The 12,135-nt window shown below is 71.9% G+C and carries 6 protein-coding genes; 3 read left to right on the forward strand and 3 right to left on the reverse strand.

Features of this window, described 5'->3' with window-relative positions; translation table 11 throughout:
• Positions 1-109 precede the first annotated feature (109 nt).
• The 3 genes from ACYUD3_RS13585 to ACYUD3_RS13595 all read left to right on the forward strand — a co-directional run bounded on the left by ACYUD3_RS13585 (position 110) and on the right by ACYUD3_RS13595 (position 5,977).
• On the forward strand, positions 110-850 hold the full coding sequence (locus tag ACYUD3_RS13585; protein ID WP_470968647.1) for a response regulator transcription factor: 741 nt from the start codon (positions 110-112) through the stop codon (positions 848-850).
• Positions 847-1,953 (forward strand): HAMP domain-containing sensor histidine kinase, encoded by a 1,107-nt coding sequence (locus tag ACYUD3_RS13590; RefSeq protein ID WP_470968649.1) that lies wholly within the window; start codon positions 847-849, stop codon positions 1,951-1,953. The genes ACYUD3_RS13585 and ACYUD3_RS13590 overlap by 4 nt, the downstream gene beginning before the upstream one ends.
• Positions 1,954-2,191: 238 nt before the next feature.
• Positions 2,192-5,977, forward strand: a complete 3,786-nt coding sequence (locus ACYUD3_RS13595; protein WP_470968652.1) for a multifunctional oxoglutarate decarboxylase/oxoglutarate dehydrogenase thiamine pyrophosphate-binding subunit/dihydrolipoyllysine-residue succinyltransferase subunit — start codon at positions 2,192-2,194, stop codon at positions 5,975-5,977.
• A gap of 87 nt (positions 5,978-6,064) precedes the next feature.
• On the opposite strand, the gene fxsT is transcribed toward ACYUD3_RS13595, so the two are convergent.
• The 3 genes from fxsT to ACYUD3_RS13610 form a co-directional block, all read right to left on the reverse strand.
• Entirely contained in the window at positions 6,065-9,073 is a 3,009-nt protein-coding gene (gene fxsT, locus ACYUD3_RS13600; RefSeq protein WP_470968654.1) for an FxSxx-COOH system tetratricopeptide repeat protein, read from the reverse strand.
• A 233-nt stretch (positions 9,074-9,306) separates the two neighbouring features.
• Positions 9,307-10,935 carry an aKG-HExxH-type peptide beta-hydroxylase gene (locus tag ACYUD3_RS13605; protein WP_470968656.1) on the reverse strand — a complete coding sequence of 543 codons (1,629 nt, stop codon included), beginning with the start codon at positions 10,933-10,935 and terminating at the stop codon, positions 9,307-9,309.
• The gene (locus tag ACYUD3_RS13610; protein WP_470968659.1) at positions 10,922-12,127 is read right to left on the reverse strand and encodes an FxsB family cyclophane-forming radical SAM/SPASM peptide maturase; all 1,206 of its coding nucleotides are present in this window, start codon (positions 12,125-12,127) and stop codon (positions 10,922-10,924) included. The genes ACYUD3_RS13605 and ACYUD3_RS13610 overlap by 14 nt, the downstream gene beginning before the upstream one ends.
• Between the last annotated feature and the right edge of the window lie 8 nt (positions 12,128-12,135).

Below are 12,135 nucleotides of genomic sequence, written 5' to 3' on the forward strand. Positions count from 1 at the left end.
GACTCCCCGTACTCTGCTCCCCTGGCGCCGATCATTCTCGCGCCGACCGCAGTCATGCGCAGACATGGGATCACCCCACTGATTCCGGACAGCACCTCAGGGGCGGGCGATGGAGCAGACACACACCTCGCAAGGCGGCACCACGACGGCGACCCCGGGCGCGCAGCGCCGCGTCCTGGTCGTCGAGGACGACCCGACGATCGTCGACGCCATCGCGGCCCGCCTGCGCGCAGAAGGATTCCTCGTGCAAACGGCCGGTGACGGCCCGGCCGCGGTCGACACGGCCGAGGCGTGGCAGCCGGACCTGCTGATCCTCGACATCATGCTGCCGGGCTTCGACGGTCTGGAGGTCTGCCGCCGGGTGCAGGCCGCGCGGCCGGTGCCGGTGCTGATGCTCACCGCACGCGACGACGAGACCGACATGCTGGTCGGGCTCGGCGTGGGCGCCGACGACTACATGACCAAGCCGTTCTCCATGCGGGAGCTGGCCGCGCGCGTGCACGTCCTGCTGCGCCGGGTGGAGCGGGCCGCGATCGCGGCGGCGACCCCGCGCTCGGGCATCCTGCGCCTGGGCGAGCTGGAGATCGACCACGCGCAGCGCCGGGTCCGGGTCCGCTCGGAGGACGTGCACCTCACGCCCACCGAGTTCGACCTGCTGGTGTGCCTGGCGAACACCCCGCGCGCGGTGCTCTCGCGCGAGCAGCTGCTGGCGGAGGTGTGGGACTGGGCGGACGCCTCGGGCACCCGCACGGTCGACAGCCACATCAAGGCGCTGCGCCGCAAGATCGGCGCCGAGCGGATCCGTACGGTGCACGGCGTGGGCTACGCGCTGGAGACGCCGACGCCATGACCGGGCAGGCGCCGGGAGGAGGCCCTGGGGACGGCCCCTGGGGCGGCGTACGTCCGTTCTCGGTGAAGACCAAGCTGGGCGCGCTGGTCGTCATCTCGGTGCTGATCACCACCGGTCTGTCGATGATCGCGGTGCACACCAAGACCGAGCTGCGCTTCATCATGGTGTTCTCGATGATCGCGACGCTGCTGATCACGCAGTTCGTGGCGCACTCGCTGACCGCTCCGCTGGACGAGATGAACCTGGTGGCCCGGTCGATCTCGCACGGCGACTACACCCGCCGGGTGCGGGAGAACCGCCGCGACGAGCTGGGCGACCTGGCCGTGACGATCAACGTCATGGCGGACGAGCTGGAGGCGCAGTACCAGCAGCGCAAGGAGCTGGTCGCGAACGTCTCGCACGAGCTACGCACCCCGATCGCGGGGCTGCGGGCGGTGCTGGAGAACATCGTCGACGGGGTCACCGAGGCCGATCCGGAGACCATGCGGACGGCCCTGAAGCAGACCGAGCGGCTCGGCCGGCTGGTGGAGACCCTGCTGGACCTGTCCCGGCTGGACAACGGTGTCGTACCGCTGCGCAGACGGCGGTTCGAGGTGTGGCCGTATCTGTCAGGAGTCCTGAAAGAAGCCAACATGGTGGTCTCCGCGCGCGCGGGGCTGCCGTCGGGGTCGGGCAGTCATACGCGGACGGACGTCCATCTGCATCTGGACGTGTCCCCGCCGGAGCTGACCGCGAACGCGGACCCGGAGCGCATCCACCAGGTCGTGGCGAACCTCATCGACAACGCGGTCAAGCACTCCCCGCCGCACGGCCGGGTCACGGTGAAGGCCCGCCGCGGCGCGCAGCCGGACTCGCTGGAGCTGGAGGTCCTGGACGAGGGTCCGGGGATCCCGCGCTCGGAGTGGCACCGGGTGTTCGAGCGCTTCAACCGGGGCTCGGTACGGCGTCCGCACGGGCCGGGGAGCGACGGGGGCACGGGGCTCGGGCTCGCGATCGCGCGGTGGGCCGTCGACCTGCACGGGGGCAAGATCGGGGTGGCCGAATCGGAGCGCGGCTGCCGGATCCTCGTCACTCTTCCGGGAGAGCTCCCCCCGGCCGGTTGACGTACAGTTCGATCATCGTCGGGCAGTAAAGCGCGCCGGGCCGGCGTCGTCGTATCGGATTCGGAGTCGTTTCGGGCGGAATCCCGCTTGGTTCCCGCCATTTCAGGCGGCGAAACACCTCTCCGGATGTGACTTACATGACGAAGCGGTGACCTGGCCTCACCTTCATGGGTCGGGGGGCGTAGCCTTTATTCCCGCTGTCCATTGCCTTGTGAAGCGGAAGAGGGCGGTTGCCGCCGTGTCGTCACAGTCCCCCAGTAACGGATCGAGCACCTCGACCGACCCGGACCAAGCGGGTGTGAATCCCGCCGCCGCGTTCGGACCGAACGAGTGGCTTGTCGACGAGATCTATCAGCAGTACCTCCAGGACCCCCATTCGGTGGACCGGGCCTGGTGGGACTTCTTCGCCGACTACCGGCCGGGCGCCACCGACGCCGCAGCGAGCCAGGCACCCGCCGCGCAGCCCACGCAGGCCGCGCCGGTGCCCGAGACTCCTCAGGCCCCCCGGACGCAGGCGCCCGCCGCCGCGTCGGCCCCGGTCCCCGCCCCGGCCGCCGCGCCCCCGGCTCCCGTTGCCCCCGCCGCTCCCGCCCAGGCCGCTCCCAAGGCCGCTGAGAAGCCCGAACCGAAGGCCGCTGTCGTGAAGGAAGCCCCTGTGGGCCCCGAGTTGGTGACCCTGCGCGGCCCCGCCGCCGCCGTCGCGAAGAACATGAACGCCTCCCTGGAGATCCCCACGGCCACGTCCGTGCGCGCGGTCCCGGTGAAGCTGCTGTTCGACAACCGCATCGTCATCAACAACCACCTCAAGCGCGCCCGGGGCGGGAAGATCTCCTTCACGCACCTCATCGGGTACGCGATGGTCCAGGCCATCAAGGCGATGCCGGCGATGAACTACTCCTTCGCCGAGAAGGAGGGCAAGCCGACCCTCGTCAAGCCCGCGCACATCAACTTCGGTCTCGCGATCGACCTGGTGAAGCCCAACGGCGACCGCCAGCTCGTCGTCGCCGGCATCAAGAAGGCCGAGACCCTCGGCTTCTTCGAGTTCTGGCAGGCCTACGAGGACATCGTCCGCCGCGCCCGCGACGGCAAGCTGACGATGGACGACTTCACGGGCGTCACGGCCTCCCTGACCAACCCCGGCGGGCTCGGCACCGTCCACTCCGTGCCGCGTCTGATGCCCGGCCAGTCGGTCATCATGGGCGTCGGCTCCATGGAGTACCCGGCGGAGTTCCAGGGCACCTCCCAGGACACCCTGAACAAGCTCGGCATCTCCAAGGTCATGACGCTCACGTCGACCTACGACCACCGGGTCATCCAGGGCGCCGCCTCCGGCGAGTTCCTGCGCGTCGTCGCGAACCTCCTGCTCGGCGAGAGCGGCTTCTACGACGACGTCTTCAAGGCGCTGCGCATCCCCTACGAGCCGATCCGCTGGCTCAAGGACATCGACGCCTCGCACGACGACGACGTCACGAAGGCCGCCCGCGTCTTCGAGCTGATCCACTCCTACCGGGTCCGCGGCCACGTCATGGCCGACACCGACCCGCTGGAGTACCACCAGCGCAAGCACCCCGACCTCGACATCACCGAGCACGGCCTCACCCTGTGGGACCTGGAGCGCGAGTTCGCCGTCGGCGGCTTCTCCGGCAAGTCGATGATGAAGCTGCGCGACGTCCTCGGCGTGCTGCGCGACTCGTACTGCCGCACCACCGGCATCGAGTTCATGCACATCCAGGACCCCAAGCAGCGCAAGTGGATCCAGGACCGCGTCGAGCGGGCGCACAGCAAGCCGGAGCGCGAGGAGCAGCTGCGGATCGTGCGCCGCCTGAACGCCGCCGAGGCGTTCGAGACGTTCCTCCAGACCAAGTACGTCGGCCAGCGCCGCTTCTCGCTCGAAGGCAGCGAGTCGGTCATCCCGCTGCTCGACGCGGTCATCGACTCGGCGGCCGAGTCCCGGCTCGACGAGGTCGTCATCGGCATGGCCCATCGCGGCCGGCTCAACGTCCTCGCCAACATCGTCGGCAAGTCGTACGCGCAGATCTTCCGCGAGTTCGAGGGCAACCTCGACCCGAAGTCGATGCACGGCTCCGGTGACGTCAAGTACCACCTGGGCGCCGAGGGCACCTTCACCGGGCTCGACGGCGAGCAGATCAAGGTGTCGCTGGCCGCGAACCCCTCCCACCTGGAGGCCGTCGACCCGGTCCTGGAGGGTGTCGCGCGCGCCAAGCAGGACATCGTCAACAAGGGCGGCACGGACTTCACCGTCCTGCCCGTCGCGATCCACGGCGACGCGGCCTTCGCGGGCCAGGGCGTGGTGGCCGAGACCCTGAACATGTCGCAGCTGCGCGGCTACCGCACCGGCGGCACGGTCCACCTCGTCATCAACAACCAGGTCGGCTTCACCGCCGCCCCGGAGTCCTCCCGCTCCTCGATGTACGCGACCGACGTCGCGCGCATGATCGAGGCGCCGATCTTCCACGTCAACGGCGACGACCCCGAGGCCGTCGTCCGCGTCGCGCGGCTCGCCTTCGAGTTCCGGCAGGCGTTCAACAAGGACGTGGTCATCGACCTCATCTGCTACCGCCGCCGCGGCCACAACGAGACCGACAACCCGGCGTTCACGCAGCCCCTGATGTACGACCTGATCGACAAGAAGCGCTCGGTGCGCAAGCTGTACACCGAGTCGCTGATCGGGCGCGGCGACATCACCCTGGAAGAGGCCGAGCAGGCCCTCCAGGACTACCAGGGCCAGCTGGAGAAGGTCTTCACCGAGGTCCGCGAGGTCGCCACGCAGACGGCCGGCGGCGCGCTGCCCGACACCCGTGACGAGTTCCCGGTCGCCACCCCGACCGCGATCTCCGCCGAGGTCGTCAAGCGGATCGCCGAGTCCCAGATCAACATCCCGGACCACGTCACCGTCCACCCGCGGCTGCTCCCGCAGCTCCAGCGCCGGGCGGCCATGGTCGAGGACGGCACGATCGACTGGGGCATGGGCGAGACCCTCGCCGTCGGCTCGCTGCTCCTCGACGGCGTCCCGGTCCGGCTCGCCGGCCAGGACTCGCAGCGCGGTACGTTCGGCCAGCGGCACGCGGTGATCATCGACCGGGAGACCGGCGAGGAGTTCACCCCGCTGATGTACCTGTCGGACGAGCAGGCCCGCCTGAACGTCTACAACTCCCTGCTGTCCGAGTACGCGGCCATGGGCTTCGAGTACGGCTACTCGCTGGCCCGCCCGGACGCGCTCGTGATGTGGGAGGCCCAGTTCGGCGACTTCGTCAACGGCGCCCAGACGGTCGTCGACGAGTTCATCTCCTCGGCCGAGCAGAAGTGGGGCCAGACCTCCGGCGTCACGCTGCTGCTGCCGCACGGCTACGAGGGCCAGGGCCCGGACCACTCCTCGGCCCGCCCGGAGCGCTTCCTCCAGCTGTGCGCGCAGAACAACATGACGGTCGCCATGCCGACGCTGCCGTCGAACTACTTCCACCTGCTGCGCTGGCAGGTCCACAACCCGCACCACAAGCCGCTCGTCGTCTTCACCCCGAAGTCGATGCTGCGGCTGAAGGCGGCGGCGTCGAAGGCGGAGGAGTTCACGAGCGGGCAGTTCCGCCCGGTCATCGGCGACACCTCGGTCGACCCGAACGCGGTCCGCAAGGTCGTCTTCACGGCCGGCAAGGTCTACTACGACCTCGACGCCGAGCGCCAGAAGCGCGGGGTCACGGACACGGCGATCATCCGGATCGAGCGGCTGTACCCGCTGGCCGGCGCCGAGCTCCAGGCGGAGATCGCCAAGTACCCGAACGCCGAGAAGTACCTGTGGGCGCAGGAGGAGCCGGGCAACCAGGGTGCCTGGCCGTTCATCGCCCTCAACCTGATCGACCACCTGGACCTCGCGGTCGGGGCGGACGTCCCGCACGGGGAGCGGCTGCGGCGCATCTCGCGTCCGCACAGCTCGTCGCCGGCCGTCGGTTCCGCGAAGCGGCATCAGGCGGAGCAGGAGCAGTTGGTGCGTGAGGTGTTCGAGGCGTGAGCCTCTAGAGGTTTGGTAAAGGGGTCGGCCCCGGAGGGAGTTCCTTCCGGGGCCGACCCCTTTGCCGCTCTCGGACTGCTGGTCGTATCAGACGATGATCGGCTCGAAGTCCCAGTACGGCCGTACCCGGGACCGCGCCGAGATCGTGTGCGGATGCTGCTTGCCCAGCGTCGCCTCGAAGTCGGACAGCGCCTCCTGCTCGACCTTCTCCGCCTGCCGCCGGTCACGCAGTCCGCGCAGGTCGGAGGCGTGGGCGATACGGGAGGAGAGGGTGAGGGGGTGGGTGCGGCCGAGGGTCTCGGTGGCGGCGGTGACGGTCGTACGGCTGAGCGCCTCCGCGGTCTCGGGGTCGCCGACCAGGTTACGCAGCGCGGCGGTGTTGAGGGCGACGCCGAGGGTCCAGGGGTGGCGCTCGCCGACGGCGGCGGTCATGTCGGCGAGGGCCTGTTCGACGACCGCGTGGGCGTGGGCGCGCTCGCCGACGCCGCGCAGGACGAGGGCCTGGTTGGAGCGGGCGCCGACGACGAAGGGGTGGCCTTCGGCGAGCATGACCTCGTAGCGGGCGGCGACGGCGTCGACGAGTTCGCGGGCCTGGTCGATGTCGCCGTGCTCGCGCAGGAAGCAGGCGTGGCCGCTGGCGAGGACGAGGGTGCGCGGGTCGCTCTCGCCGAGGACGCGTTCGCAGCGCTCCAGGAGGCGGGCGAAGGCGGGTCCGGCGGCCTCGCGGTTGCCGCCGCGGTACTGGCACTGGGCGAGGTTGTAGTCGGCGTAGAGGGTGCGCGGGTTGTCGGCGCCCAGGACGATGCGCTGTTCCTCGCTGTTGCGGGCCTGGATCGACTCGGCCTCGCCGTAGCGGCCGAGCAGCCGCAGGTCGAGGGCGTAGGAGCACTCGGAGGACAGGGTCCACAGGTGGCGGGCGCGCAGCAGGCTGCGGCGGGCCTCCCAGGTGCGCCGGTCGGTGTCGAGGGCTGCTTCGTAGTCGCCGAGCAGGCGCTGGGAGACGCCGACGTTGTTGAGGGCGTTGAGGGTGCGGGAGTCCTGTTCGCCGAGGAGGTCGCGGTAGGCGACGAGGACCCACTGGGACAGCTCCAGGGCGTCCGCGTACCGGCCGAGGCCGCGCAGGTCGGCGCCGAGGCCGCCGGCGGCCCGCAGGTGCTCCAGGTCCTGCGCGCCGCGCTCCTGCCTGAGGTGGTCGGAGGCGGTGCGGTTGAGGACCTCGCTGGCCGCGTAGTCGCCGACCGCGCGCAGCAGGTTGGAGTGGTGGTAGTTCAGCTCCCAGATCCGCGGGTGCGTCGGCCCGAGGAGTTCCCGCCACGCCTCCAGGGCGCGCTCACCGAGCTTGATGCCCGCGCGGTACTCCCCGGAGAAGTACATGTACCGCAGGCAGTCGAAGACGAGCCGCTGCACGTCGGGCGCCTTGGTGCGCAGCACGTCGGCGTACTTCAGGTGCGGCACGATCTCCGCGTACGCGGGCCACAGCCGCGTGTCGGTGGGCCGCCGCGGATCGGCGGCGGCCAGGGCCCGCCGTACGACGTCGATGAACTCCTTGTGGTCCTCCTCCGGCATGTCCTTGCGGACGATCTGGTGGACCATGCGGTGCAGGTACAGGGAGTCGCCGGTGGTGAGGGTGTCGTCCAGGGACGTCTCGTGGGACTCCAGGCGGACGACGGAGTACTGGCGGAGCTGGTTGATCGCCTTGTTCCACAGCAGCGGGTCGTTGACGAGCCCGGCGATCTGCTCGGGCAGCTGGTCGTCGGGCATGTCCCGCAGCAGCCGTACGGGGATGAAGCCGGGCGCGAAGAACGTGCACAGCCGCAGCAGGTCGACGGACTCCGGGACGGTCTCGCGGAGTTTGTTCAGCAGTATCGACCAGGCGGTCTGGAAGGCGACGGGGAAGTCGGAGGAGATCTTCACGACGTCGGAGTCGATGCCGCTCTCCAGCAGGCCGATGTACTGCTCGACGGAGAGGTCGGAGTCGTTGAGCCAGCCCGCGGTCTGGTCCAGCAGCAGCGGCAGGTCCTCCAGGGCCTCGGCGAGCTGGTCGGCCTCGGCCTCGGTGAGGCGGGGCGCGCGGCGGCGGATGAACGCGACCGACTCGTCGCGGGCGTAGACGGGGATCTCCAGCAACTGGCTGTTGTGCTCGGACCATTCGGGGTTGCGGGAGGTGATGACGACGTGGCCGGGGCCGCTGGGCAGCAGGTCGGCGATCTGGTCGGGTTCGTCGGCGCCGTCGAGGATGAGCAGCCAGCGCGAGAACGGCTCCCCGCGCCGGAGCGCGTCCCGTACGGCGCGCAGCCGCTCGCCGTACTCCTGGCCGGTCTGGAGGCGGAGTTTGGGGGCGAGTTCGGCGAGGAAGCGGCGGTAGGTGACGCGTTTCTCGGCGTCGACCCACCACACGACGTCGTACTCGGAGCCGAACCGGTAGGCGTACTCGGCGGCCAGCTGCGTCTTGCCGACCCCGGACATCCCGTGCAGCGTGACGACGCCCGCGCCGCTCTGGGCGCCCTGGAGGAGGTGGTAGGCGCTGTTGAGCAGCGGCTCCCGCCCGGTGAAGCGGGTGTTGCGGCGCGGTACGGAGCCCCAGACGTCCGGCATGGCCGCCGGGAAGCGGGGTCCGCGGCGCCCGTCGAGCCCGTTGACGGCCGGGTCGTACGGCAGCCCCAGCCGCTCGAACAGCCGCCGCTCGGCCTCCTCGGCGCCGAGGTTGGTGAGGCTGGAGGGGGCGAGGACGGCGGCGGCCTGCGGGACGGACGCGGAGGTGACCGAGACGGCGGCGAAGCGGGAGGGGTCCGGGGCGACGACCTCGCGCAGGGCGGCGTTCCATTCCTCGTGGCTGCGCGGGCCGAGCTGGAAGTACCACTCGCTGACGAGGATGAGGATGCGGCCCTCGGCGAGCTTGAGGTCGCGCAGCAGGTCGGGGAGGGGGACTTCGGGGGGCGCGTCCCACCTCAGGTAGACGACGCTCACCCCGTTGCGCTCCAGCCGGTCCCCGATCCACGCGGCCCATGACCGGTTGAACCCGGCGAAGCTGATCGTGACCGTCTGCCGGGCGGCGTCCCGCTCGGTGGACCTGGCCGGTGTACGCGCTCCAGTCAAGGTGGCCTCCAGGGCGTCGTCCCAGAAAATCGTAGGACCTCGGCGCGTCGTCCGTAAGGTGTGCGGGGCCCTGGGCGGGCGCGTGAGGCAAGGTCGATCTTCGCGCAAAGTCCCCCGGGAGAGGGGCCATTCGGCGATTCGGGGGGTGCGGTCACTCATTCGGGCGCGGGGGGTGTGGGCGGGGGTGCTCGCGCGCGGGGCGGTGAGGTACGTGGTTCCCGCGCGCGGGGCGCTCATGGGGTCGCCCGGTGGCCGGTGTGCCGTTGGGTCCACAGGGTGCGGGCCGCCTTCACGTACGCCTGGGCGCGCATCCGCTGGCCGCGCGGGGCGGGCTGTTCGCGCATGCGCTCGTAGGCGGTGACCATCGCGTCGGCGAACACCCGGCCCTGGGGGGTGAGGTCGGTCGAGCCGACGAGGGCGGGGAGGGCGGCGCCGACCATGGCGTGGCAGCGGGCGAACTGGGCCCAGGCGGCGGGGGCGGGTCCCGCGAGGGCGAGGCGCTGGTGGTGGCCGGCCAGCGCGAGGTGCGCGTAGGCGCCCTGGAGGAGGCCGTCGAAGGGGCGCGGGTCCTGCCGCCAGGGGGCGAAGTAGCGGGCCTCGGGCCCGGCATGGTGCAGCGTCACCAGCTCGCTCAGGGCGGAGAGTTTGGCGTGCTGGAGTTCGTGCACGAGGGTCGAGGCGAAGGAGGACGCGTCGGGCGGGACGCTGCTGAGCAGCGCGCCGAAGGCTTCCCGCCGGGTGGCGCTGCACGTGCCGTGGCCCTCGGTGCCGGGGGGTGCCTGGAGGGGGACGAGGCACCTGAGCAGCACGAGCGCTTCGGCGAGCCGCTGTTCCCCGCCCTGCCGCAGCGCGCCGGCGGTTCCGGCCCAGGCCTGGGCCCAGCGTTTGCGGCCGGCGTGATCGAGGGTGATGGGGCCGCCGAGTCCGCCGGGGGTGGGGGAGTTGGGGGTGGCGGGGGGTTCGGGGCCGCTGAGGGGGCCTTGCCTGCCGGGGGCGGCGGGGGGTTCGGGGTCGTTGAAGGGGCCTTGCCTGCCGGGGGCGGCGGGCGCGCTGGGGTTGCGGCGCGAGTCGGCTGCGCCCCGCGCGCGGGCCGTTCGGTACGGGTCGAGGTCGTCCAGCGGGACCGGCGGTGCCCCTTCCGCCAGCCCCGGCAGCGCATAGGCGGGCGTCCAGGCGCGCGACCCGGACCACGCGCCCACGTCCGCCTCCAGATGGACGGTGACATCGGCCTCACCGCGTTGACGCAGCGTCAGCACTCCGTCCCGGTGCCGGAGTTCGACGGCTCCCCCGGCCGTGCTCAGCGCCCCGAGGGACGGCAGCACGAGCGGTCCGTCGTACCCGGCGAGCCGCACGGCGAAGTCGAGCCCCGCGCGGGCGGCGGCAGCGGCGGCCACGGCACCGAGGTGGGCCAACTCCCGCTCCGCACCGGCACCGTTGCGCAGCACCCCGAGCGTCTGCCAGGCCCAGGCTCCGGTGAGGGGGTGGAGGAGACGGGCACGGGCGGGGGTGAGGGGGGCGGGGTACGAGGGGGCGGGGGCCGGGGAGTTGGGGGGCGGGGAGTTCGGGGGCGAGGAGTTCGGGGGCGGGGGCTCGGCGGGGGCGCGCCGCGCTTCGGGGGCCGGCGTGCGCATCGGCACCGCGCCCGCCGCCCGCCCCACCCGGTCCGCCTCCACCAGCATCGCCCAGTCCTCCCGTACCCGTCCCTTCACCGCCGCCGCCGCGTCCGATCCCGCGACCGCGTCCAGGAGCGCCCGCAGCACCGCCAGCCGGCGCATGTCCTGGTCTCTGACCAACGTGCCCAGGATCTCCGGAGTTCCCCCGGTTTCCCCCAGTTCGGCGAGCGCCTCCTCAGGCAGCGTCACGGCGCACCGCCTCGGCCAGCCGGGACGCGACGTGACGGATGAAGAGTTCGAGGTCGGCGCAGTACACGGACGGATTGCGGAAGCCCTCGCCCGCGCGGTAGCGGTGCGCGTAGTGGCCGCCGCCGCAGACGCCGACGAGGGGGCAGGCGCGGCAGACCCGGGAGAGGGCCGCCGCACCGGACTGCCGGGCGGCGATCGCGGGGTGGCGCAGGGCCTCGTCGAAGGGGTGGCGGAAGACGTCGAGGCCGGTGTACGCGGCGCCGTCGTAGGCGGATTTGAGGGAGTCGACCTGTTCGATCGAGCCGTCGGTCTCGACGACCACCGCCTGGAAGGGCGCGAGCCCGAGCGCCTCGACGCGCGCCTCCCGCCCCAGCAGCAGCGCGAGGCAGGACTCGAAGAGCCGTATCCGGGTCTCCCGCCGCCCGGCGTCCCACCAGCGGTCGAAGACGGCGCACAGCCAGGCGCCGTGGCCGCGCGCGGGCGGCGGGGCGGACCAGTTGGCGTGCGGCAGGAGCAAGTCGAGGGCGGGGGGCCGCAGTTCGAGGAGGGATTCGTAGGTCTCGACCGGGTCGAGGGTGGGGTCGACGACGGTGAGGACGCCGCCGTAGGCCTGGGGGAAGCGGTCGGCGAGGAGGCGGGCGCCGCGGGCGGCGGCGGGCCAGGAGGGGCGGCCCGCGCGGGTGACGCGGCGGGCGTTGTGCGCGGCGGTGCCGCCGTCGAGGCTGACGCCGACGCGGATGCCGGCGGCGTCGAGGACGGTGAGGCGGGGCGCGGTGAGGAGGGTGGCGTTGGTCTGGACGACCGCGCGGACCTCGGTTCCCGGGGGCATCTCCTCGCGCACGCGCGTGGTGAAGCGGGCCAGGGTGGCGGCGCCGGCGAGGAGGGGTTCGCCGCCGTGGAGGACGAGGGAGACGGCCGGGAGGCGGTGGGCGCGGGCGTGTTCGGCGATGCGGCGGGCGGTGTGTTCCAGGACCTCCGCGGAGGCGCGCACCGGGCGGGTGCGCCAGGTGGTGTCGGGGCCTTCGTAGAGGTAGCAGTAGGTGCAGGCGAGGTTGCAGCGGCTGTGCGTCTTGACGACGAACTGCCGGAAGGGGACGGCCTTTCCGGACACTCCAGCACCCCCACTGCCGTCGTGCACGCGCGCGGGACGCTCTCCCGCAGAGGCGCGTTTGCCCGCGCGACGGCCGGCCATACCTCCTG

The organism is Streptomyces sp. AMJ-169, assembly GCF_055597585.1.